This is a genomic window from Blautia sp. MSK18_10 (genome assembly GCF_020553185.1).
Lineage (GTDB): Bacteria > Bacillota > Clostridia > Lachnospirales > Lachnospiraceae > Blautia_A > Blautia_A wexlerae.
Genome location: NZ_JAJCGT010000044.1, coordinates 1 through 24247 on the forward strand (window position 1 = coordinate 1; position 24247 = coordinate 24247).

The following is a 24247-nucleotide window of genomic DNA, read 5'->3' on the forward strand; positions in this document are numbered from 1 at the left end:
CTGACGATACAAAAATTTATTATTTTTTATTGTCCTCTTGACGGGGAGCATACCACATTTCATAAAATGTGTGATGGTTCTTATTTTTTATCTTATAGCCATTCCATAACATAATGCAATCAAGACAGTTCAGCAGAGTGCGAGTTTCCTTCTATAGCCCTCTTCGTAAATTATGTATATAAGAGGATTACTATACAGAATTTCGTCGCAAACTGCCATAAATACTACTATGAATAAAGGTTATATATCATAAACACTGCGCACTTTCAGTCCATCCGGCTTTCCATCGAGTATCTTCACTCTGTATTCTCCTGCATTCATGTCAAAATAATTATCTTCAAGAATCAGGTCATCATTCTCATTCCGGATTTCCACACTCTTTGCATATGCTTCTGCCTTAACAACTATCTCATCTCCGTCTACGCGCACAGCCAGTCCGGGATTCAGATAGTGGAAGTATTTCGGATAGGAAAAAATCACAGTTCCCTGAGAAATAATCTGATCATTTTCCCATGCCTCATAACTTACATATTCATTAAAACAGTCAATCTGGGGAAGTTCGACCTTATCCATCCATACAGCAGACAATGCCGGTACTTCCAGCCACTGTTCTTCCTCCCTCAGAATTGTGGCATCTGTCTTTCGCACTGCCCATTTCACCAGAACCCTGTGAGCATCCAGCGTTTCATTGGTCACATTCAGACGGATGGATTTTTCAAATTCAAAATGCTGACGGTTCATATCCGCTTCCACTGTCATCCAGCTCTGTTCTTCACAGGAAAGCATTACAGGCGCAAAGAATCTCTTCACATAATAATGAAGCGCTTTCCAGCGTCCGTAATAATCAATGGATGACCAGGAAATAACCGGCCAACAGTCATTTAACTGCCAGTAGATTGCACCCATACAACGTCCCCGGTTTCTGCGGTAATGCTCGACTCCATATCGGATTCCATCTGCCTGGAGAAGCTGAGATGCATAAACAAAATCGCTGAAGTTCTCAGGATAACGGTATGCTGCCTGCATGTATTTGGCAATTTTTCCATTTCCTCCGTAATTTCTCTGATGTTTCTCCATCACATAAGAAAATGGATTCAATTCTTTCGGATCATCTGTTACTGTTTCAAGCGTTTTTACAGACGGGAATGACTGAAAACCAAACTCAGATGCATATCTGAAGAAATATTTACGATATTCTGAAAATGGCTTATTGCCATGCCATACTTCCCAGTAATGCACATCTCCGCGGTTCGGATCATTGGGTTCATCAAAGGAACCACCTGATGACGGGCTTGCAGGCCAGTAGAAGGTATCCGGATCGTATTCGCTGAGTACTTCCGGAATAATGCGCTCATACATAAACAGATAATCTCTCACTTCTGTCGGCTTTGTCACCCAGGTGCCCTGCTTTACAAACATTTCCATCTCATTGTTTCCGCACCACAGGGCAAGGGATGCATGATGACGGAGACGTTTGATATTATCAATAAATTCCTGACGGATATTTGCCTCAAACTCCGGTGTCAGTTCATAGACAGAGCATGCAAACATAAAGTCTTGCCATACCATCAGCCCCAGTTCATCACAGAGATCAAAGAACCAGTCCTCAGGATAATAGCCGCCACCCCAGACACGTACTGTATTAAAGTTCGCCCTCTTGCACTGAAGAAGTAATTCTCTGGTACGTTCTCTGGATGTTCTCTGCAGAAGATTGTCCTCAGGGATATAGTCAGCGCCCATGGCAAATACCTGATAACCGTTTACTTCATGAGCAAAGCTCTCGCCCCACTGATCTTTCTCTACATGCATGGTCAGCGTACGAAGACCGATCTTTCTGCACCAGGTGTCCACGATCTTATCTCCTGTCTTCAGCTCTACCTGCACCTGATATAACGGCTGTTCTCCCAGTCCATTTGGCCACCAGAGCTGCGGATTTTCAATCTCAATTTCATCCGGACAGTCATCCCATATGGTTTTTGTTCCATCCGGTGCAGTTACAGTCACCTGATATTCCAGTGCCTGTGCACCTTCATACCCATCTGCTTCGCTCTCTTCCTCATCAACAGTCTCCACATCTACTTCCGGAACCAGCAGGACTTTGCCATCCTTATGTACCTGACGGATATACACGCTGTCCAGTCTGGCAGTTTCAATTCCCAGAAGTGTTACAGGACGGAAGATACCTCCATCCGGCAGACATGCACCCCAGTCCCAGCCGCACATATAGTGAGCTTTGCGCAGATGCATAAATCCTTCAACTGTGTCTTCATTTCCCCTGTTTTTATATTTCTTAAATGCCTCTGCCATGAATTTCAACGGAGAGCGGATGATAACACGTAAGGTATTTTTGCCGTTTTCAAGCAGCTCTCCTACCGGAAATTCCCAGATCCTGTGCATGTTATCAACTTTTCCAAGACAACATCCATTCAGATAGATATCCGCAATCGTATCAATCCCGTCAAATCTCAGGATCACTTCCTGACAATCTTTAAACTGCGTTTCTTCATAATTAAATACCGTTCTGTATTCATAGTCCTCCTCCATCAGTGCTTTCGCCTGATATTCATTATCCCCAAAGAACGGATCCGGCATCTTTCCGTTCTTAAGAAGTGCCGCATAAATATCCCCCGGAACCTGTGCCGGAATCCAGTCCAGTTGTCTGATATTGCACAACTGCCAGTTTTCATGAAGCTGTAATTTTATCATTTGTCTTATCCCCCTTTGATTATTTTTTACATATGTTTGCATTCAGCTATATATAATAGCATACTGCCCTTTTCTGAATCAACTCTGCAAAAGAAATCATTACTGTTCACTCCGTTTACAGTAACAGGAAATCTTCTGCTTGACATTCCCGGGAATTCTATGCACAATAAAGGGAACAGAAACTATGATGTATGGAGTATATAGAAATGAAAGAAAAGTTATATACCATTCCACTTAATGATGCGGTAAATGCCAGTGACGAGTGTCCTTTCTGTTTTATTGAACGGGAACTGGAGCAGAACTCGCTGGATTTTGTGCTGGGAAACAGTTCTTCTTATATGGAAAGTGACATCCGGGATCAGACGGATAAGGCGGGATTTTGCAGGGTACATATGAAGAAAATGTTTGATTATGGGAATACTCTTGGGAATGCATTAATCCTTCAGACTCATTATCATAAACTTCGGGAAGAGATGAAAAAGCAGTTTGATTCTTTTTCGCCCGGAAAATCCTCGGTCCTCGCGCGTTTCCGCCGTTCAGATTCCAGCGCAGATAAGAATCCGATTGCTGCATGGACTGCTTTTAAGGATTGCAGCTGTTTTATCTGTCAGAATATTAAGGATACATTTAAACGGTATGTGGAAACTTTTTTCTGGCTGTATCGGCAGGATAATGAATTTAAAAATAAAATTCTGCGCAGTAAAGGCTTCTGTCTGCATCACTTCGGGATTCTGTGCAACGGTGCAGATAAATATCTGAATGATAAAGAAAAGGCTGAGTTTTATCCTGCCATGTTCAGGCTGATGGATGAAAACTTCCAGCGTATGGAAGAAGATCTGGTATGGCTGTCAGATAAGTTTGATTACAGAAATAAGGATGCTGACTGGAAAAACTCCAAAGATGCGCTCCAGCGTGGAATGCAGAAACTTCGCAGCGGATACCCGGCAGATCCGGTGCATAAGGCAAAATAAAAAATTCTCTCTTAACATTTATGAACTGATATACTTCATGATCATTTGTTAAGAGAGAATTTTTTATTACATTACGACTCCATCAATTTCTACATCAGCATCCACATCCTGAGTATAGTCGATATCTTCATATCGGAATCCAAACATATGATAGAAATCTTCCCAATAGCCATCAATATCGCAATATTCCTTTACAGTGTCTGTAGTAACTGCTTTCCAGCATTTTTTTACTTCTTCCTGAATCTCCGGTGTCAGTTCGTAATCATCCATACGAATGAAACCATTCTCATCTGTCCGGAAACCTGTTGGTGTGTAGAGTTTCTGTGTAAAGAGTCTGGCAATCTGCTGAATGCAGTTTTCATGATTTCCGGCTTTCTTCATTACTTTATAGAGGATTGCGAAATACAGCGGCACAACCGGAATTGCTGCACTTGCCTGAGTTACGAGTCCTTTATTTACTGATATTACCGCACGGACATCCGGGTGTGCCTGGTTGATCTCAGACATTGTTTTCTGCAAATGCTGTTTGGCAGTTCCGATGGTTCCGTGATAGTAAATTGGATAAGTAAGTTCCGGTCCGATATAGGAATATGCTACAGTTACTGCATTCTCAGTCAGTACATCTGCTGCTTTCAGCGCATCAATCCAATCCGCCCAGTCTTCGCCACCCATAACTTTGACTGTGCTTAAAACCTCTTCTTCAGTAGCCGGTTCTACTGTTTTCTCTGCAATCTCATTGTTTCGCAGATCAAGACTCTTTTCTGTGAAAGCCTCACCTGTAGTCTTCAGGCAGGAGGACCAGGTTTTTCCTTCAGCATCTGTACGTCTTGGCGCTGCCAGACTGTAAACTACCAGATCCACCTTTCCCAGATCTTTTTTGATCAGCTCAACAGCTTTATCTTTGATTTCTTTTGAAAAAGCATCTCCGTTGACGGTCTTGGCATAGGCACCTTTTTTTGCTGCCAGGCGATGAAATTCCGCAGTGTTGTACCATCCCGATGTCGCTGTCCTTCTGCCATTTGCCTGACGTTCAAACATGATTCCAAGAGTATCGGCACCACAGTTTTCCAGTGCACAGATACGGGATGCGAGGCCGTAGCCTGTAGAACATCCGATGATCAGTGCTTTTTTTGTTCCGTTTACCATTCCCTGTTTACAGGCGTAATCTGCCTGGTTGCGCACACTCTCTGCACATCCCTGCGGATGTGCGGTTGTGCAGATATATTCTCTTACTTTTGGCTCGATGATCATAATTTTTCTCCCTGAATTTATTTCTTTGCCTGATATTTTTTAGTCAAGCGGATAAAATCATCCGCTTCGTTACTTGTTCATAATCGAATAACTGCTCCGCAGTATATACGCTTGAATTGTATGTATTGCAAATATTTTGAATCTCAAAATATTATAACAAAGAAAAAGCAGAACGTAAAGTAAAAATCTCAGATTCTTCCCTATGTTCTACTTTTTTTACATTCTGGCTCTGATTTCATCTATAAACTTTGTGAAATATGCTCCGCCAGAACATTACATTACTTTTACCCACTATTTCGCAGTAGTACTTCCAAATCCTCCGTTACGGATTTCTGTAGCATCATCATCTACTGTGATTCCATACTCTACAAAGATTCCCTGCATAAATCCTGTATCTGCCGGGATTGTAAGAGTTTTGTTTTCATTGGAATCATTTGTGATCTTTGAAAAAATGTGGCCTTCGTTATCTGAATAGAAGTAATCGCTGTCAATGATACCAACTGTGTTGTTAAGCTGAAGACGGTATTTAAATCCCAGTCCGCTTCTCGGATAACATTTCAGCACCCATTCCGGCTGCATTTCCACCCGGATTCCTGTCGGGATCTTTACTGTTTCGCCTGGCTTCAGAGTAAATTCTGCCGGTGCGAAAAAGTCATAGCCGGCACTTCCTGCTGTCGCTCTCTTCGGCAGACGGATAGCCTCGTATACTTTCTCTGCTTCTTCCTGAGACTGTGCGAAGGTATCGATCCAGTCTGCTGTGAAGCGTTCTTTGCTTACTTTATGAAATTTCGCGATTCGTTTCATCTATTTTCCTCCTGTCTGGTCATGCAAAGCTAACACACCTGCTTTGCAGTACACTCATAGCTAAATATTTGGTTACTGTTCACACACCACTATCCCGAGACAATATTTGTGATCATCACTGACTGATTCAGTAAAAAAGCAGTTCAGGTACACCTGACGCATACTTGAACTGCCTGTATATTTCTTATTTATGCAATACGACTTTTCCTTCATGAAGAGTTTTGGGAACATCGATCACTCTCTGATTGCTGGAACCTTTCCATTTCAGGGAAAGTTCTTTCTTGTCCACCTCAAATTCACCGTCTACGCAGACATCCAGATAACGCACAATCTCTTCTTTGCAGATCTCCTCCCAGAGGAAACCTGTATAAAGCCAGATTGTTTTACCAGGATATCTCTTTCTGATCTCCTTCGCAAAGGCTGTTACCTCAGTGATATTTGCCGGGTGCAGTGGATCTCCACCTGAAAAGGTAATTCCGCTCACATAATCCTTATCCAGTTCCGCAAAAATCTCCTTGCGTTCTGCCTCACCGAAAGGCAGTCCGCCGTTTGGATCCCAGGTGACAGGATTCTGGCACTCCGGACAGCAGTGATTGCATCCTGCCACCCAGAGCACTACACGAAGTCCGTCGCCATTAAGCATATCGTCCTTGGTAATATTGTGATATCTCATAATTTTTTACGCTTCTTCCGGTACATCCTTCATGCTGAAGCTGATTCTTCCCATCTTGTCTTTGCCAAGGCAGATAACCTTAACTTTATCACCAAGTGTGAGAACATCCTCAACACGATTGATTCTTTCTTTACAGATCTTGGAAATGTGTACCATTCCCTCTTTACCCGGTGCAAATTCAACGAATGCACCAAACTCTTTGATGCTGACAACTTTACCTGTAAAGATCTGTCCTGCTTCAAAATCAGTTGCAATGATCTTAACCATGTTAGCTGCCTCATCCATGCTCTTCTGATCAACTCCACAGATAGATACCGCACCTTCGTCTGTGATATCGATCTTAACACCTGTACGCTCGATGATCGTATTGATAGTCTTTCCTCTCTGACCTACAACATCACCGATCTTCTGCGGATCGATCTGAATCTGGATGATCTTCGGAGCATATTCGCCTACAGCTGTACGTGGAGCTGCGATGCATTTCTCCATAACTTCTGTCAGGATATATTCTCTTGCTTCTTTTGTACGTCTGATTGCTTCTTCTACGATCGGTCTTGTCAGTCCATGGATCTTGATATCCATCTGGATTGCTGTGATACCGTCATGAGTTCCGGCTACCTTGAAGTCCATATCTCCGAAGAAGTCTTCAAGTCCCTGGATATCTGTCAGAACGATGTAATCATCATCTGTATCGCCTGTTACCAGACCACAAGAAATACCTGCTACCGGTTTTTTGATCGGTACACCGGCTGCCATCAGAGACATTGTGGATGCACAGATACTTGCCTGAGAAGTAGAACCGTTGGATTCAAATGTCTCAGATACAGTACGGATCGCATATGGGAATTCCTCTTCGCTTGGAAGTACAGGAACTAATGCTCTTTCAGCAAGTGCACCATGTCCGATCTCACGACGTCCCGGTCCTCTGGATGGTTTTGTCTCACCTACAGAATAGGACGGGAAATTGTAGTGATGCATATATCTCTTTGAAGTTTCAAATTCGTCAAGTCCGTCAAGCTTCTGTGCTTCTGCAAGAGGAGCCAGAGTTGTGATAGTACAGATCTGTGTCTGTCCACGTGTGAACATAGCAGAACCATGTACTCTCGGGATAATATCTGTCTCTGCTGCCAGAGGACGGATCTGAGTAATGGCACGACCATCAGGACGTTTGTGGTCTTTTAAGATCATCTTGCGGACAGTCTTCTTCTGGTACTGATATACAGCCTCACCCAGAACTGCAAGCCACTCTTCCTTGTCGGCAAAAGCTTCTTTCAGTTTCTCTGTCACCTGACGGATATTTTCTTCTCTTGTCTGTTTATCGTCAGAGAATACGGCAACTTCCATTTCTGCCGGAGGTACGACCTCTTTGATCGCTGCGAAGAGTTCTTCCGGAACTGCACATGATTCGTAGCTGTGTTTCGGTTTTCCGCATTCTTCTACGATCTTATCGATAAATTTGATGATCTCCTGGTTTACTTCATGAGCTTTATAGATAGCTTCAATCATCTTGTCTTCCGGAACTTCTTTTGCGCCGGCTTCGATCATGATTACTTTCTCTCTTGTGGAAGCTACTGTAAGCTGAAGATCAGATACATCTTTCTGTGCCATGGTAGGGTTGATGATATATTCACCATTGATCAGACCAACCTGTGTGGTAGCACATGGACCATCAAACGGAATATCGGAAATGCAGGTTGCAATAGAGGAACCAAGCATAGCCGGAATCTCTGGATTACACTGCGGATCAACGGACATAACCATGTTTACCAGTGTTACGTCATTTCTGTAATCCTTCGGAAACAGAGGACGCATCGGTCTGTCAATTACGCGGGAAGTAAGGATTGCATGCTCGCTTGCTTTTCCTTCCCTCTTGTTAAATCCTCCGGGGATTTTACCTACTGCATACATCTTCTCTTCGTATTCAACGCTTAACGGGAAGAAATCAATTCCTTCTCTTGGCTCTTTGGATGCTGTTGCTGTAGATAAAACTGTAGTATCACCATAGTGCATTAATGCTGCACCGTTTGCCTGTTTTGCAACGCGGTTGATATCTACTGTCAAGGTTCTTCCGGCTAATTCCATGGAATAACTTTTGTACATATGTTCATTCTCCTTTTTTCATATTCTGGTTATTATTTTTTCAAATCTTTCTATGAATTTTTGCCTTCCCCCAATCAGGACAGATATTCCTGTATCAGACGGCAATTTTCAAATTTACATGGTATTACAATGTCACATTAAAACAGGAGTCCGAAACAACTGAAAAAACTACTTTTTCAGTTATTTTGCAAAATAATCTTTTCAGTAGTCTCGGAAATAACTCCTGCTGCGTTTCATAGTTTCTGAATATGCATTGCATACACATTAAAACAACAATTCCACTTGCATAAAAAGGGAGGCGGATGGAAATCCGCCCCCTTCCGCATACTAAAAGGCTATTATTTTCTTAAGCCTAATTTTTCAATCAGTGCACGGTATCTTTCGATGTCTGTTTTCTTCAGGTAAGCTAACAGTCCACGTCTCTGACCTACCATTTTCAGAAGACCACGTCTGGAGTGATGATCTTTATGGTTGCTCTGTAAATGCTCTGTAAGTTCCTGAATTCTTGCTGTAAGAACTGCTACCTGTACTTCCGGTGATCCTGTATCGCCTTCAGTTCTTGCATATTCTTTCATGATCGCTGCTTTCTTTTCTTTTGAAATCATTGTGATTTCCTCCTGTATTCTATAATTATTATTGATTGACCGCCACACATTAAGAGATGGTCGGAGCGTCCGTTCCCTGAACATGGGCTAAATTCACCTTGGTTAGTATAGCACATTGATTCTGGCGTGTAAACCTCTTTTTTACAAAGTTTCAAAATATTCCTGTCCCTTCACAGCATCCCTCTCCAGCTGTGCCTTCAGTGCCTCCAGCGAAGAAAACTTCTGTTCAGGTCTGAGGAATTTTTTGAAATCTACCTTGCAGTATTCCCCATACAGATCTTCATTGCAGTCAAACAGATATGTTTCCACACCAATAAACTTCTCGCCGCCAACAGTAGGCTTATGACCTACATTGGTAATTCCCTGATAACTTCTGTCTCTGAAATGGGATACTGTGATATAAACCCCGTTTGGAGGCATCAGTTTCTCTACCGGAGGGATCAGGTTGGTGGTCGGAAGCAGATATTTATGTCCCATTCCACGTCCATGTTCAACGATTCCTTCTACTGAGAAATCTGTTCCCATAAGGAAACGGAATTTTTCCATATTCCCTCTGTTCAGTTCTTCCCTGACAAAGGTACTACTAATCTTACGGCGTCCGTCCATTTCTTTTGGCAGGACTTCCGTATGAAATCCATATTTCTTTCCGAACTCTTTGAGCATGGCAGGAGTTCCTTTCCGCTCATAGCCAAAACGGAAATCCTCTCCAACTGCCACATAGGAAACCTGCAGATCTCCTATCAGTATTTCTTTTATAAAATTCTCTGCTTTCATGTGCCGTATTTTCTCTGTGAGCGGACATTCCAACAGTATATCCACTCCCATTTCTTTCAATATACGACATCTCTCTTCCTTTGTGAGGATTGTTCTTGAGGCAGTTCCAAGCGCAAGTACAACCGCCTGTGCACCTTCCTGTTTCTGCTCAATAATTTTCTCAACCAGTTTCTGATGTCCGCGGTGTATGCCGTCAAACTTCCCAAGTGTTACCGCACTGTGTGAAATTCTGGGAAAATCATTCTCAATCCTTAAATATTCCATCATGTCTCCTAAAACATTTTTACAGGGAAATACCTGTTTCTTTTCTCGTCCCACTGGTAAACTCCGGCAAAACTGCCTTCACTGCTGCACATACGGATCCATCCGTTTTTCTCCTGTGCATCGACCAGTGCCTGTACAAGAGGATTTCCATTAGCCAGAAGTCTGTCCCCTTCTTTTGTACAGCATACCCTTGGATACTCTGCAAGAATCTCCTCAATACCGAGGATTTTACTCTCTATGATTCCTTTCTGCACTGCCTCTTCTGTCTGCGCCAGGGTAATGGCATCATCCAGTGTAAATCTGCCCACCTTTGTCCGCAAAAGACTTTCCATGGCAGCTCCACAGCCCAGCTTTTCCCCTATATCATGGCACAGAGTACGGATATAGGTTCCCTTGCTGCAGGTCACACGAAAACGCACCAGCGGAAAACTGATATCCAGAATTTCTATCTCATAAAAATGTACAGGTCTTGGTTTACGCTCCACAGTCTTGCCCTCTCTGGCAAGTTCATAGAGTTTCTTTCCATTGACCTTCAGTGCTGAATACATTGGCGGCACCTGCATATAGTCTCCCACAAAAGAACTGACCACTGTGCAAATCTCTTCTTCTGTAACGGAAAGCTCTGTAGTCTGTGAGAGAACAGTTCCGCTCATATCCTGGGTATCCGTAACAACACCCAGACGCATCACTGCCTCATAGGTTTTCTCTTTATCTGTGATCATATCCACCAGACGGGTTGCTTTTCCCAGAGCCACCGGGAGCACTCCTTCTGCATCCGGATCAAGAGTTCCGGTATGTCCGATTTTCTTCATATGAAGGATTCCCCGAAGCTTTGCCACCACATCATGGGAAGTGAATCCTTTTTCCTTACAGATTACAATTACTCCATCCATCAGACTTCCTGCTCCTGAAACTGTTTGCAGATCTGTTCTGTCACATTGTTGATCACATCATACACAGAACCCTGAAGATCACATCCTGCTGCTCTCATATGACCGCCGCCGCCAAAATATACTGCAATCTTGCTTACATCCACATTTCCGTTGGAACGCAGGGAAACTTTGAAAGACTGAGTTTCCACTTCATAGATAAACATGGCAACTTCCACTCCCGCTGTAAGACGAAGCTGACTGACGATACCATCCAGATCCTTGCCATCCACACCATAGAACTCCATGTCTCTTTTTTTAAGATATCCGATAATACATTTTCCATCCAGAAGCAGGATACTCTCTGCAAGAACACGCCCCATTACCTGATTCTGCACATAAGTTTTCTGATAGAAAGATTCGTCAATGATCTTACTGAAATTGAATCCTGTCTTCATCAGTTCCCCGGCAATACGCATGGTCTCCGGTGAAGTTGAAGAGTACTGAAATACCCCTGTGTCATGAACCATTCCCGTATAGATCGGCACTGCAATGGTACGGACCACTTTCTCAGGATCAAAAAGCCCATAGAGAACTTCACAGGCAGAGCTTACCTCTCCCCTGATATGATTCACCTGTGCAAATCCGGAGTTACTGATATGATGATCAATACATGCTGTTCTTTTTGCAGTGTCAAAGTATGGACCTGCAATGGCAAGTCTGTCTCTTGCACTTACATCACAGGTAACAAAAAGGTCATACTCTTTGTCACCGTCCAGCTCTGTTTTAATCTCATCCATACAGTCAATATGTCCGAAAACAGGTTTGGGATTATCCAGGTACACATCTGCCTGAATTTCCGGATAATAGGTTTTTACATATAAATATAACGCCATACAGGAACCAACGCAGTCACCATCCGGACGGATATGTCCGCCGATTCCCATTGTTTTCACACCTTCCAGTATTTCCGCAATATTTTCCATGTTCTCATCCTCTTTTAATTCTCATCCTGCTCCTCATCCTGTCTGTGGGAGTTGCTGTCTTTCTTGGTAACATCATCAATAAGCTTTGACATATTTACACCATACTCAATAGATTCGTCCAGGATAAAACGGATCTCCGGTGTATTTCTCAGGTTTAAATTACGCGCCAGCTGGCGTCTGATGTAGCCTTCTGCACTGTTCAGACCTTTGATCGTCGCTTCCTTTGCTTCTTTTTCACCCAGCACACTGATATATGCTCTGCAGGTTTTCAGATCAGGAGCCACTTCTACAGCCATGACAGAAGTCATCGGATGAATACGCGGGTCCTTGATCTCGTTGCGGATAATGGTGCTGAGTTCCTTCTGGACTTCCCCATTGATCCGGGTATTCTTAATACTGTTTTTTCTCATTTTAAGTTTTACTCCTATATATCCAGCAATTCTGTTAAATACTGTGAGCAATCCGGATCATCAACTATCCCGGTCACATTATTCTCTGAATTACCACAATCAAGTCAAGGTGCGCACCACACTGTACCTGACACTATGAACCGCGCACCTTACCTTTATAAACCATTACTATCTCGGTACTTCTACCATGATATAAGCTTCTACTTTATCTTCCTCTTTCACATCGTTAAATCCGTCAAATACAAGGCCACATTCGTATCCTGCCTTAACTTCCTTAACATCGTCTTTGAATCTCTTCAGGGATGCAAGCTCACCTTCAAATACCTGCTCGCCTTCTCTGGAAATACGAACCTTGCAATTTCTCTGGAAAATACCATCCAGAATGTAGCTTCCTGCAATCGTACCAACGCCGGATGCCTTGAACAGCTGACGCACTTCCGCATGACCGATAACTTTTTCCTCAAATACAGGATCAAGCATACCCTTCATGGCAGCTTCTACATCCTCAATTGCCTGATAAATAACTCTGTACAGACGAAGATCCACACCTTCCTGTTCAGCAAGCTGTTTTGCGGTTGCATCCGGACGGACATTAAAGCCGATAATGATCGCATTTGATGTAGCCGCAAGACTTACGTCAGACTCATTGATCGCACCAACACCGCCATGGATCACCTTTACAACCACTTCTTCGTTGGAAAGTTTGGTCAGACTCTGTTTTACAGCTTCCACAGATCCCTGTACATCTGCTTTGACAATGAGCGGAAGTTCCTTCAGATCGCTTGCCTGAATCTGATCAAAGAGATTATCCAGAGATAATTTGCCCTTAGTCTCCTCAAGAAGACGGTTCTTGTTCTCAGATACAAATGCACCTGCAAAGTTCTTGGCTTCCTTATCACTGTCAAATGCAAGAAGAATTTCACCTGCATTCGGCACATCACCAAGTCCCAGGATTTCTACAGGAGTAGAAGGACCTGCTTCTTTAATCCTGCGTCCCTTATCATCCATCATGGCACGAACCTTACCATTGCATGCTCCTGCTGCAATAAAGTCTCCCACATGAAGAGTACCTTTCTGGACAAGGATCGTGGCAACCGGACCTTTACCTTTATCAAGCTGAGCCTCGATTACAAGACCTCTTGCGGAACGGTTCGGGTTTGCCTTTAATTCACATACCTCGGCTGTAAGAAGGATCATCTCAAGAAGAGTATCGATTCCCTCTCCTGTATGTGCGGATACAGGAACAAAAATCGTACTTCCGCCCCAGTCTTCCGGGATCAGTTCATATTCAGAAAGTTCCTGTTTTACACGCTCAATATTAGCACTTGGCTTATCAATCTTGTTGATTGCAACTATGATCTCAACGCCTGCCGCCTTCGCATGGCTGATAGCCTCTACTGTCTGAGGCATCACACCATCATCAGCTGCTACAACCAGAACTGCAATATCTGTGGAGTTTGCACCACGCATACGCATAGCTGTGAAAGCTTCATGTCCAGGTGTATCCAGGAATGTGATCTTCTGTCCGTTAACCTCTACTACAGAAGCACCGATGTGCTGTGTGATACCGCCTGCCTCTCCACGTGTTACATTTGTTTTACGGATTGCATCCAGAAGGGATGTTTTACCATGGTCGACGTGGCCCATAACACAGACTACAGGTGGTCTTGAAACCATATCTTTTTCGTCTTCTTCATCCTCTTTGAGGAGTTCTTCAATAACGTCTACCTTCTCTTCCGGTTCTGCAATGATATCGTATTCCAGAGCAATCTCCTGAGCTTTCTCAAAATCGATCTCATGGTTTACAGTAACCATCATACCCTGCATAAAGAGCTTCTTCACAATTACTGACGGCTGCATTTTCATAGCTTCTGCCAGTTCGCGGATCGTCATCTTCTCCGGAAGTGTGATTTCCTTAACCTCAGGTTTCTTCTCTTCCTGTTTTGGCTGCGGAGCCGGTTTCTGCAGAGCTTTCGGGATTCTGGAATTCTTATTGAATCCACCCTGATTTGGTCTGCGTCCGCCACTCTGTGTCTTATCAAAATCTTTTTTCTTGTTTTTGTTCTCTCTGTCTCTTTCTCTCTTGCTGTCTTTGGAAGTCTTTGTCAGTTCCGGTGCAAATGCCATATCGTCATTCTTTCTTGTATTCTGGCGCTGTCCCTGACGTCCCTGACTGCCACCGAAGCGTCCGTCACGTCCTTCACTTCTGTTTCCGTCCGGACGACCCTGGCCATTGCCCTGCGGTCTTCCTCCCTGACGGTTTCCATCTCCCTGTGGTCTTCCCTGTCCGAAACGTCCTCCCTGACGATTTCCATCGCCCTGGAATCTTCCGCCCGGACGGCCCTGGCCATCGCCCTGGGATCTTCCCTGTCCGAAACGTCCTCCCTGGCGGTTATCTCCCTGGGATCTTCCCTCGCCCTGAGGTCTTCCCTGACGGTTTCCTTCGCCCTGGTTTCTTCCTTGGCCAAAACGTCCTCCCTGGCGGTTATCTCCCTGGGATCTTCCTTCACCCTGAGGTCTTCCCTGACGGTTCTGTCCGTCCGGTCTTCTGTTGCCTGTACCTGGGCGGTCATTATTATTTCTTCTTGGTCTGTCACCGTCTGTTCTTGAACTGTCGGAATTTCTTCCTTCTGCATTTCTTGGTGAACCTGTTCTCTCGCCTTCAGCTTTCACAGGTTTCTTTCTTGTTTTTCCTCCGTCACTTGCATTCTGTGCATGAAAAACGCGGATAATATTTTTTTTCTTTTTAGGTGTTTCAGTTTTATCTCCTTCTGATTTTGCTGTTACAACCTTTTCTTCTGTCTTGGGAGTCTCCAATTTCGCAATATGCTCCTTTCCCCTGTTATTATTGTCTTTTCTGAATCTATTCTTTACTTCCGAAACCGCAGGCTCATCCACCATACTCATATGGCTTCTCACATCAACGCCTTTTGATTTCAGAAACTCGATCACTTCTCTGTTCTGTCGTCCAAGCTCTCTGGCCAGCTCATGTACTCTTAATTTTGACAATCGCTATACCTCCTTCATGATTGCTTTCGCAAAGTTCTCATCCTGGACAGCCAGACAGGCGCGGTACTCCTTTCCCATTGCTCTGCCTAAGCTCTCTTTATCTGAGAAGAAGAAAATCGGAACTTCATAAAAACTGCACATATTCCTGAATTTCTTCTTTGTATTCTCGGAGGCATCCTCAGCAACGATCACAAGCAGTCCTTTTCCGGTCTTTACAGATTTCTCTGTGGAAAATTCTCCGCTTACGGTCTTGCCTGCTTTGGTAGCCAGCCCTATCAGCGACAGTACTCTGTTATTTTTCAATATCTTCCAGCTCCTTCTTAAGTCGTTCGTATACCTCATCCGGAACCGCAGTTTTCAGTGAACGCTCAAGTCCATGATTTTTAATCGCTTTATCCAGACATTCTCTGGAAAGACACAGATATGCGCCTCTGCCGTTTTTCTTACCGGTAGTATCAAGCACGATCTCATCTTCTGTAGTCTTAAGAACTCTGAGCATCTCTTTCTTGCTTTTCATTTCCCTGCAGCCGGTACACTGGCGCATGGGAATCTTATTCTTCGTCTTCATTCTCTCCTGCTTCCTGAGCCTGTGGCTCTTCTTCTACAGGAACTTCCTCTGAAACTTCTTCTGCTTCGGTTTCTTCTGTCAGGGAATCTTCTGCTGAAGTTTCCTCTGCTGATGCCTCAGCTGCATCTTCTGCAGTCTCGTCATCATCATAATCATAGAAATCACCGGCTTCTTTTGCCTGAGTCTCACTCTTGATGTCAATCTTAAATCCTGTAAGTCTTGCAGCAAGACGTGCATTCTGACCTTCTTTACCGATTGCAAGGGACAGCTGATAATCAGGAACAACTACCAGAGCTGTCTTCTCATCAGGATCTGCCATAACTGCGATAACCTTTGCAGGGCTCAATGCATTCTCGATCAGGATCGCAGGATTCTCATCCCAGTTGATGATATCGATTTTCTCACCGCGAAGTTCCTCAACTACTGCATTGACACGTGCACCGTTCATACCTACGCATGCACCAACTGCATCTACATCCGGATCGTTGCTCCATACAGCGATCTTTGTACGGGAACCGGCCTCACGTGCGATGCTCTTGATCTCAACAGTTCCGTCTTTTACTTCTGCAACTTCTGACTCAAAGAGACGTTTCACAAGTCCCGGATGAGTTCTGGATACCAGAATACGAGGTCCCTTCGGGGTATCCTTGACTTCAAGAATATACACCTTAATTCTCTCTGTCGGCTGGAAGGTTTCCCCTTTCACCTGTTCATTCTCACTTAATACTGCATCTGCCTTACCAAGATTGATGCTTACATTCTTGCCCATCACACGCTGTACAATACCGGTTACTACTTCTTTTTCTTTTCCATAGTATTCATCATACAGCACTTTACGTTCTTCCTCACGGATTTTCTGCAGGATAACGTTCTTTGCATTCTGTGTCGCAATACGTCCGAATTCCTTAGACTGGATTGGAACCTGTATCATGCCTCCGATCTCAGCTCTTGATGTGATCTTCAAAGCATCTGCCAGAGAAATCTCCATTGCAGGATCCTCTACGTATTCTACGATACTTCTGTCTGCATACACTGAAAAATCGCAGGTTTCCGGATCAATAGTTACATGTACATTGTCAGCTTTTCCAAAATGGTTCTTGCAGGCCTGGATCAGAGACTGCTCAATTGCCTCAAGCAAAGTATCTTTGCTGATACTCTTTTCCTTTTCAAGGATATCCAGTGCCTCCTTTAACTCTCTGCTCATTTTTTTCTTATCCTCCCGAATTAACTAAAACTCTATTGCGAGGCGTATCAGGGCTGTGTCTTTCTTATCAAAAACACGCTCGGTTCCATCCTCATCGATTGTCACACTGTTACTATCATATGCGGTCAAAATCCCGCAGAACTCTTTTTGCTTCTCGATTGGCCGGTAGGTACGGATTTCCACCAGTTTTCCCATGTTTCTCTCAAAGTCTTTGTCTTTCTTCAGCGGTCTGTCCAGTCCCGGTGAACTGATCTCCATGATATAACTGTCTTCGATAAAATCATTCTCATCCAGTTTGTCACTGAATGCTCTGCTGACTGTCTCGCAGTCATTTACCGTAATTCCGCCTGGTTTGTCAATGTATCCTCTCAGATACCAGTTACCTGCTTCCTTCACATATTCTACATCAACCAGTTCAAAGCCGTTAAGTTCTACGATCGGTGCCAGAAGTTCCTCTGCGCGCTTTTCATACTCTTCCCGTCTGCTCATTTTCCCACCTGCCTTTCCATGCAACAAATAAGAGTGGGCTCACGCCCACTCCTTTGTCAACAAGTTCTAATTTAGATGTATTGTAACACCAATTTCCGGCAATTGCAAGGCTTTTCCTGCAAAAACCTTGATTTTAGCGGATTTGTTGGTTTTATATACGTGGTTTTGTTCCTTTACTGTCCCGTTTGGACAGTTTTATCCTGTTGAGAACATAGGGTTTATCATGATAAGTAATGGTATATTCCTGGCGGCTTTCCAGAAGATATGCATGATCCAGCTTATCTCCTTCTGCCAGTTTCATTCCACGTACCCCGATAGATGTTTTCTTCATAGCAGAAATATCCTGTTTCTGAAATCTTAAGAAATATCCGCCTTCACTCTGGAATACCACCTGTTCCATTTCATCCGCAGAACCCACAAAGATCAGAGAATCCTCTTCAGCAAGTTTCGTAGACACGATCGTTCTCTTCGCCACATCAAACTCTGCACCACTCACCAGCTTGCACATGGATGCAGCAGTGACAAACAGAAGTGTATTTTCTTTTACAGATGCCAGTGGTGCTACATAGAGCATACGTTCCTGTGCACTGTCATAATTGCTCAGATTATCCGCCGGTGTCCCCTTATCCCTGAAACGAACCAGCGGAATATCTGCCACCTTGATACTGTGCATCTTTCCATTATCTGTAAAGATACAGATCTTATCTGTATTCATACAGTTAAACACATATTTGTTCTCTGCATTGGCAGCTTCTTTATTTCTCTCATATGCAGACTTATCAATGGTCCGCATATATCCGAAGCGGTCCATGAGGAAGGTGACTTCCATCTCCTCCATCTTCTTTTCCTCATAGACAACTTCTTCTGCATTCTCGATCACTGTGCGGCGTTTCGTACCGTATTCTTTCTTGATCTGATCCAGTTCTTTCATGATCACTTCTGCCATGGAATCATAATTATTCAGGATATCTTCATAAATGGCAATGTTCTTCATTGTTTCTGCATAGTCTGCCTGAAGTGCCTCGATCTCCAGACCGATCAGTTTGTACAGACGCATATCCAGGATCGCAGCTGCCTGTTTTTCTGAGAAATGCAGCTTCTGCGCAGCTTTCTCGCTTGATTTGCTCTTGAACCTGATTCCTTCTGTCACACCGTCAACCAGGCATTTCTTTACCTGTTCTCTGTTCTTGCTTCCTCGCAGGATCTCGATGATCAGGTCGATCACATCACATGCCTTGATCAGACCTTCCTGGATTTCTTTCTTCTCCTGCTCTTTATTCAGAAGTGTGGTGTACTTTCTGGTCGTGACATCGAATACGAAATCTACGTGATGCTCGATCACCTGCTTCAGACTCAGAGTCTCCGGTCTGCCATCCGCAACTGCCAGCATATTCACGCCAAAAGTATCTTCCAACTTTGTCTTCTTGTAGAGCATATTTGTAAGATTCTCTACATCTGCGTCACGCTTCAGGTCAAGAACAATACGGATTCCCTCTTTGGAAGACTGGTTGGAGATATCCACGATATCTGTTGTCTTCTTGTTTTCCACAAGAGACGCAATATCATTCAGGAATTTTCCGATATTTGCACCGATCATTGTGTAAGGAATCTCTGTGATCACAAGCTGCTGTCTGCCGCCTTTGAGCTTCACTGTCTCCACTTTACCTCTGACACGGAGCTTCCCTGTTCCTGTCTCGTAAATCCTGAGCAGGTCATCTTTATTTACTACCAGACCACCTGTCGGAAAGTCCGGTCCCTTGAGATAGCGCATCAGCCCTTTGACACTGATGTCGTTATTCTTCATATATGCTTTTACAGCATCTACCACTTCACCCAGATTGTGAGGCGGAATACTGGTTGCCATACCGACTGCAATACCGTCTGCTCCGTTTACCAGCAGATTCGGTATTCTGACAGGAAGTACCACAGGTTCCTTCTCTGTCTCATCAAAGTTCGGCATAAAATCTACTACATTCTTATCCAGATCTTCGAGGAAGACATCCTGTGTCAGTTTCTCCAGTCTGGCTTCTGTATATCGCATGGCCGCTGCACCGTCGCCCTCGATGGAACCGAAGTTTCCATGTCCGTCAACCAGTGTTTTGCCTTTCTTAAAATCCTGAGCCATTACCACAAGTGCTTCGTAGATCGAACTGTCACCATGGGGGTGATATTTACCCATGGTGTCACCTACGATACGGGCACATTTTCTGTATGGTCTGTCATAACGGATACCCAGTTCATACATATCATACAGAGTTCTTCTCTGTACAGGCTTCAATCCGTCACGCACATCCGGCAGGGCTCTGGAGATAATAACACTCATGGCATAATCTATATAGGATTTCTGCATGACCTCCGCATAGTCGGTAGGAATCACATTCTCCTGTTTTGTTTCCATTTAATTTCTTTCCTCCATCTCAGACACATATCCATGTATCTGTCTTAATTTTCACATAACACTCCGGCGAAATCAGATGTCCAGTTCTGCATCCTGTGCATGCTCATAGATAAATTTCTTTCTCGGCGGGACATCGCTTCCCATCAGAATCTCCGTCACGCTTGATGCAAGTCTCGCATCTTCAATCTCCACCCGCTTCATCATTCTAGTTTCCGGATTCAGAGTCGTCTCCCAGAGCTGCTCCGCATCCATCTCGCCCAGACCTTTATATCTCTGAAGAGTAAAGCTTCCCGGTTTATGGGCACGTCTGTATCTCTCCAGTGCCTTATCATCGTACAGGTATTCCTCCTGCCCCTTCTTAGGCATGACTTTATATAATGGCGGCATGGCAATATACACATGTCCCTCAGTGATCAGATCCGGCATGAAACGGTAGAATAAAGTCAGGAGCAGTGTGGAAATATGCGCCCCATCCACATCGGCATCAGCCATGATCACAATCTTGTCGTAACGAAGCTTCGTAATATCAAAGTCATTTCCGTATCCTTCGGAGAATCCACATCCAAATGCATTGATCATGGTCTTGATCTCCGCATTGGCAAGCACTTTATCAATGGTTGCCTTCTCCACATTCAGGATCTTGCCTCTGATAGGAAGGATTGCCTGATAATTACGGTTACGGGCAGTCTTTGCGGAACCTCCCGCAGAATCTCCCTCTACGATAAAGATCTCACACTGGGAAGGATCCTTCTTCTCGCAGTTTGCCAGCTTTCCGTTAGAATCAAAGGAATATTTCTGCTTTGTCAGAAGATTCGTCTTCGCCCTCTCCTCTGTTTTACGAATCTTTGCTGCTTTCTCTGCGCAGGAAAGGATGGTCTTAAGAGTCTCCAGATTTCTGTCAAAATAAAGTACCATCTGCTCTCCTACAACCTTTCCGGTTGCGCGTGATGCATCCTGATTATCCAGCTTTGTCTTGGTCTGTCCCTCGAAACGAGGTTCCGGATGCTTGATGGAAACAACTGCTGTCATTCCGTTACGGATATCTGCACCTGTGAAGTTCGGATCCTTGTCTTTAAGAACACCAATCTCTCTCGCATAAGTATTCATGACTGTAGTAAATGTAGTCTTAAATCCGGTCAGATGAGTACCGCCCTCTGCATTGTAAATGTTATTACAGAAGCCCAGTACATTCTCACGAAATTCATTGGTAAACTGGAATGCCACCTCTACCTGAATGCCGTCTGCTTCCCCTTTCAGGTAAACCGGATCATGCAGGACTTCTGCACTGTGGTTCAGATCCTTGATAAATCCAATGATACCGTCCGGCTCATGATAGGTAATATCCTCGACCTCTGCACCTCTTTTATCCTCAAAATGAATGGTCAGTTCCGGATTCAGATATGCAGTCTCATGAAGTCTGCTCTTTACTTCTGTTGCAGAAAATCTTGTCTTTTCAAAAATCTCCGGGTCTGGCAGGAAATTAATACTGGTCCCTGTCTGTCTGGTCCTTCCCAGTTTAGGCAAAAGTCCATCTTCCAGTTCCAGAGTGGGGATTCCCCTCTCATAATGATCATGATGTACATATCCGTCACGGCTGATCTTAATATCAAGATATGTAGACAGAGCATTGACAACAGAAGAACCTACTCCGTGAAGCCCTCCGCTTGTCTTGTAAGCGGAATTGTCAAATTTACCGCCTGCATGAAGTGTAGTAAATACCAGTCTCTCTGCCGATACTCCTTTCTCGTGCATGTCTACCGGGATTCCTCGTCCGTTGTCTGTTACTGTACAGGAACCATCTTTCTCCAGAACTACATGGATCAGACTGCAGTATCCTGCCAGATGTTCATCTACTGCGTTATCTACAATCTCATAAATGAGATGATTTAATCCTTTTCGTGAAACACTTCCGATGTACATTCCCGGACGCTTACGAACCGCCTCCAGACCTTCCAGGACAGAGATGCTCCCTGCATCATAGGTGTTTTTCTTTGCCATGTCTGTTACATTTCCTTTCTTTCTATCAACCGGATTGCTTACTGTAAATCCGGGAATGATTTTTTGCATTGCAAACACTTGTTCGTATTATAACCCAGTTTTTATTCTTTTTCAAGTGCGAACTTTCCCTTGTCAACGGAATAAAACACAAAAAATAATCAGAACCGAAATTCTGATCCTTTTCTGACTGTAAGCCTGTTCTGTTATAATTTGAGTGCATTTATCTTATCATTGGTTTTTTCAGCTGTCAACTGTTTCGTTTGCCTACAAGGCTGTTTGGCATTATCTTTACAGTAGAAATATCTGTAAGAAACAGAAGCTATTTCTTTGTCTTGATTTTCTTAATTGCGGAGTATGGACTGCAAACTCTGGATTTAAGGAAGAACAAGAAAATAATCGCCCAAAATGGACTTGATAAATAGCCATAGATGCTGTATAGTAAAAAATGTAAACGATAATCTATACTTTCTTATAAATGATTTTTCAGGCAATATCTGCCACTGATTCCAAAGATAAAAATACATAATTTTAAAGAAATTAAGTGTTCAATAAAACTCGTCAAAATGTTATAATATAAGTACAAAAAGGAGTGTTATATGAATAATACGATTTTTGATGATGTATTCCGTACAATGATTGAGAAGATGCCATACCTGGCAGTGCCGCTGATCAATGAGGTATTCCATACATCATACCCGGAAGATGTGAAGATCACACAGCTTCCCAATGAACATCAGCAGGAGGATGGAGAGATCATTACAGACTCCTGTCTGCTGATCGGAAGGAAAATGTACCATATCGAGTGTCAGAGTACAGACGACATGACAATGGTAATAAGGATGATCGAATATGATTTTGCAATTGGCATAGAACATGCAGAGAAGCAGGGACGCAGATACCGGATAGAATTTCCAAAGTCCTGCGTACTGTTTCTGAGAAGTTCGGAGAATACACCGGATTATCTGGAAACAGATGTAGTTTTTCCGGATGGAAATACATATTTATATTCCATACCTGCTATAAAAATAACTGATTATACAAAGGACAGCATCTTTGAGAAAAACCTGTTAATGCTGTTGCCATTTTATATTATGAGATACGAGAAAAAAGGACATGATTTTAATAACAATCCGGAATTATTCCAGATGCTTTTAAACGAATATGAAGAAATCAGGGTAAATCTGGAAAAGGAACTGACGGAGACAGGTAAATCGGAACTGTATACAGATTTAACAAAGTTAATTATAAAGATTGCGGATTATATCTTCCGTAAGGAAGAAGATGTCCGGAAAGGAATAGGTGATATTATGGGCGGAAAAGTTCTGGAACTGGAATCTGAAAAACTTAAAGCTGAGGGACGTACAGAAGGAGAAGCAATTGGACAGGCAAGGGGTGAAACTCGACTTGGAAGCCTGATTACTAGATTACTTCAGGATCAGAGAACTGAAGAAATCCCGATTGTATCAACAGACGCCAAAAGACGTGAGCAGTTATATAAAGAATACAATCTCTAAGAAAAATGGCAGGAGAAAAGGCAGATACCTTTCCTCCTGTTGTCGTCATATATATTTTATTAGCAAATTACAAGTTGATTTTTCAGGTAGATTTCATTCAGAATCCTTTAAGAAACAGAAGCTATTTCTTTGTCTTGAACTTCTTCATTGCGGAGTATGGACTGTAAACTCTGGATTTATCTTTGGAGGTTTGGTTCCATGCCCGTATGGTCACATACCAGGTACCTTTCTTTACATTTGTAAAGGTTACAGTAGTGGTGTTTCCGGTACGTTTCAGATGTTTTTTTACAGGATATTTCTCACCTGCGGAGATTTTGTATTTGTTTCCCAGCAGGATTTCATAACCTGTGGCATTTTTGCATTTTGTGTAAGTAATAGTCACGGTGTTTCCTTTTACAGTGATATTCCTGATCTTTGGCTGTTGTGGTGTAACAACAGTGATCTTGATCTTCTTAACCTTTGTCCAGGAACCATAGACCTTATTGCCCTGTGCATCCAGAACCCAGCTTCGGGCTGCCACATACCAGGTACCTTTTGCCAGATATCTGAAAGATGCCTGTGGCTTGTCGGTTGAGGAAACGGTCTGGCTGAATTTCCCGGTCTGGAGCATATTTGATTTCTTACTGATCACGAAGTCATAACCCTGAGCACCTG

19 protein-coding genes and 1 pseudogene are annotated in these 24247 nt (G+C 43.5%); 2 read left to right on the plus strand and 18 right to left on the minus strand.

Annotated features, from left to right (window positions below; all coding sequences use genetic code 11):
• Positions 1-240: 240 nt before the first annotated feature.
• The gene (locus LI074_RS14375) at positions 241-2706 is read right to left on the minus strand and encodes a beta-mannosidase (protein WP_173698318.1); all 2466 of its coding nucleotides are present in this window, start codon (positions 2704-2706) and stop codon (positions 241-243) included.
• A gap of 206 nt (positions 2707-2912) precedes the next feature.
• On the opposite strand from LI074_RS14375, the gene LI074_RS14380 reads away from it, so the two are divergent.
• Entirely contained in the window at positions 2913-3677 is a 765-nt protein-coding gene (locus LI074_RS14380) for a DUF6062 family protein (protein ID WP_173698319.1), read from the plus strand.
• 66 nt (positions 3678-3743) lie between these two features.
• Here LI074_RS14380 and fabV read toward each other — a convergent pair whose 3' ends face one another.
• From fabV to LI074_RS14460, 16 genes are all read right to left on the minus strand, one after another.
• Positions 3744-4928: an enoyl-ACP reductase FabV gene (gene fabV / locus LI074_RS14385; RefSeq protein ID WP_173698320.1), complete on the minus strand. Its 1185-nt coding sequence runs from the start codon at positions 4926-4928 to the stop codon at positions 3744-3746.
• Positions 4929-5219: 291 nt separating this feature from the next.
• Entirely contained in the window at positions 5220-5732 is a 513-nt protein-coding gene (locus tag LI074_RS14390; protein ID WP_008707572.1) for a deoxyuridine 5'-triphosphate nucleotidohydrolase, read from the minus strand.
• Between the two features lie 184 nt (positions 5733-5916).
• Entirely contained in the window at positions 5917-6405 is a 489-nt protein-coding gene (gene nrdG / locus LI074_RS14395) for an anaerobic ribonucleoside-triphosphate reductase activating protein (RefSeq protein ID WP_008707576.1), read from the minus strand.
• A gap of 6 nt (positions 6406-6411) precedes the next feature.
• Positions 6412-8505, minus strand: coding sequence for a polyribonucleotide nucleotidyltransferase (locus tag LI074_RS14400; protein ID WP_118330328.1), 2094 nt, complete (start codon positions 8503-8505; stop codon positions 6412-6414).
• A gap of 338 nt (positions 8506-8843) precedes the next feature.
• Complete coding sequence (gene rpsO, locus LI074_RS14405) at positions 8844-9110, minus strand: 30S ribosomal protein S15 (RefSeq protein ID WP_008707580.1); 267 nt, start codon at positions 9108-9110, stop codon at positions 8844-8846.
• Between the two features lie 141 nt (positions 9111-9251).
• The gene (locus LI074_RS14410; protein WP_173698322.1) at positions 9252-10148 is read right to left on the minus strand and encodes a bifunctional riboflavin kinase/FAD synthetase; all 897 of its coding nucleotides are present in this window, start codon (positions 10146-10148) and stop codon (positions 9252-9254) included.
• Positions 10149-10156: 8 nt separating this feature from the next.
• Complete coding sequence (gene truB / locus LI074_RS14415) at positions 10157-11044, minus strand: tRNA pseudouridine(55) synthase TruB (RefSeq protein WP_334296861.1); 888 nt, start codon at positions 11042-11044, stop codon at positions 10157-10159.
• A complete protein-coding gene (locus LI074_RS14420) occupies positions 11041-12003 on the minus strand; it encodes a DHH family phosphoesterase (protein ID WP_008707584.1) in 963 nt (320 codons plus the stop codon). Before LI074_RS14420 ends, truB begins: the two co-directional genes overlap by 4 nt.
• 14 nt (positions 12004-12017) lie before the next feature.
• Positions 12018-12413, minus strand: a complete 396-nt coding sequence (gene rbfA, locus LI074_RS14425) for a 30S ribosome-binding factor RbfA (protein WP_008707585.1) — start codon at positions 12411-12413, stop codon at positions 12018-12020.
• Positions 12414-12581: 168 nt separating this feature from the next.
• Positions 12582-15422: a translation initiation factor IF-2 gene (infB, locus tag LI074_RS14430; RefSeq protein ID WP_118585804.1), complete on the minus strand. Its 2841-nt coding sequence runs from the start codon at positions 15420-15422 to the stop codon at positions 12582-12584.
• Between the two features lie 3 nt (positions 15423-15425).
• On the minus strand, positions 15426-15764 hold the full coding sequence (locus LI074_RS14435) for a L7Ae/L30e/S12e/Gadd45 family ribosomal protein (RefSeq protein WP_008707587.1): 339 nt from the start codon (positions 15762-15764) through the stop codon (positions 15426-15428).
• Entirely contained in the window at positions 15715-15990 is a 276-nt protein-coding gene (gene rnpM, locus LI074_RS14440) for an RNase P modulator RnpM (RefSeq protein WP_008707588.1), read from the minus strand. The genes LI074_RS14435 and rnpM overlap by 50 nt, the downstream gene beginning before the upstream one ends.
• Positions 15974-17194 (minus strand): transcription termination factor NusA, encoded by a 1221-nt coding sequence (nusA, locus tag LI074_RS14445; protein WP_026648530.1) that lies wholly within the window; start codon positions 17192-17194, stop codon positions 15974-15976. The genes rnpM and nusA overlap by 17 nt, the downstream gene beginning before the upstream one ends.
• Positions 17195-17218: 24 nt before the next feature.
• Positions 17219-17683 (minus strand): ribosome maturation factor RimP, encoded by a 465-nt coding sequence (gene rimP, locus LI074_RS14450; RefSeq protein WP_008707593.1) that lies wholly within the window; start codon positions 17681-17683, stop codon positions 17219-17221.
• A gap of 151 nt (positions 17684-17834) precedes the next feature.
• A complete protein-coding gene (locus tag LI074_RS14455; RefSeq protein WP_118330325.1) occupies positions 17835-20081 on the minus strand; it encodes a DNA gyrase/topoisomerase IV subunit A in 2247 nt (748 codons plus the stop codon).
• A 72-nt stretch (positions 20082-20153) separates the two neighbouring features.
• Positions 20154-22079: a DNA gyrase/topoisomerase IV subunit B gene (locus LI074_RS14460; protein ID WP_173679329.1), complete on the minus strand. Its 1926-nt coding sequence runs from the start codon at positions 22077-22079 to the stop codon at positions 20154-20156.
• Positions 22080-22675: 596 nt separating this feature from the next.
• Here LI074_RS14460 and LI074_RS14465 point away from each other — a divergent pair.
• Complete coding sequence (locus LI074_RS14465; RefSeq protein ID WP_173698321.1) at positions 22676-23593, plus strand: hypothetical protein; 918 nt, start codon at positions 22676-22678, stop codon at positions 23591-23593.
• 121 nt (positions 23594-23714) lie between these two features.
• Here the strand turns inward: LI074_RS14465 and LI074_RS14470 are convergent.
• Positions 23715-24247, minus strand: a pseudogene (locus LI074_RS14470) (hypothetical protein); the annotation flags it as partial.

Coding starts and splice junctions, on each gene's coding strand:
- LI074_RS14375 (WP_173698318.1), bottom strand. CDS start 2,706: ATGATAAAATTACAGCTTCATGAAAACTGGCAGTTGTGCAATATCAGA.
- LI074_RS14380 (WP_173698319.1), top strand. CDS start 2,913: ATGAAAGAAAAGTTATATACCATTCCACTTAATGATGCGGTAAATGCC.
- fabV (WP_173698320.1), bottom strand. CDS start 4,928: ATGATCATCGAGCCAAAAGTAAGAGAATATATCTGCACAACCGCACAT.
- LI074_RS14390 (WP_008707572.1), bottom strand. CDS start 5,732: ATGAAACGAATCGCGAAATTTCATAAAGTAAGCAAAGAACGCTTCACA.
- nrdG (WP_008707576.1), bottom strand. CDS start 6,405: ATGAGATATCACAATATTACCAAGGACGATATGCTTAATGGCGACGGA.
- LI074_RS14400 (WP_118330328.1), bottom strand. CDS start 8,505: ATGTACAAAAGTTATTCCATGGAATTAGCCGGAAGAACCTTGACAGTA.
- rpsO (WP_008707580.1), bottom strand. CDS start 9,110: ATGATTTCAAAAGAAAAGAAAGCAGCGATCATGAAAGAATATGCAAGA.
- LI074_RS14410 (WP_173698322.1), bottom strand. CDS start 10,148: ATGGAATATTTAAGGATTGAGAATGATTTTCCCAGAATTTCACACAGT.
- LI074_RS14420 (WP_008707584.1), bottom strand. CDS start 12,003: ATGGAAAATATTGCGGAAATACTGGAAGGTGTGAAAACAATGGGAATC.
- rbfA (WP_008707585.1), bottom strand. CDS start 12,413: ATGAGAAAAAACAGTATTAAGAATACCCGGATCAATGGGGAAGTCCAG.
- LI074_RS14435 (WP_008707587.1), bottom strand. CDS start 15,764: ATGAGGTATACGAACGACTTAAGAAGGAGCTGGAAGATATTGAAAAAT.
- rnpM (WP_008707588.1), bottom strand. CDS start 15,990: ATGAAGACGAAGAATAAGATTCCCATGCGCCAGTGTACCGGCTGCAGG.
- nusA (WP_026648530.1), bottom strand. CDS start 17,194: ATGAGCAGAGAGTTAAAGGAGGCACTGGATATCCTTGAAAAGGAAAAG.
- rimP (WP_008707593.1), bottom strand. CDS start 17,683: ATGAGCAGACGGGAAGAGTATGAAAAGCGCGCAGAGGAACTTCTGGCA.
- LI074_RS14455 (WP_118330325.1), bottom strand. CDS start 20,081: ATGGAAACAAAACAGGAGAATGTGATTCCTACCGACTATGCGGAGGTC.
- LI074_RS14460 (WP_173679329.1), bottom strand. CDS start 22,079: ATGGCAAAGAAAAACACCTATGATGCAGGGAGCATCTCTGTCCTGGAA.
- LI074_RS14465 (WP_173698321.1), top strand. CDS start 22,676: ATGAATAATACGATTTTTGATGATGTATTCCGTACAATGATTGAGAAG.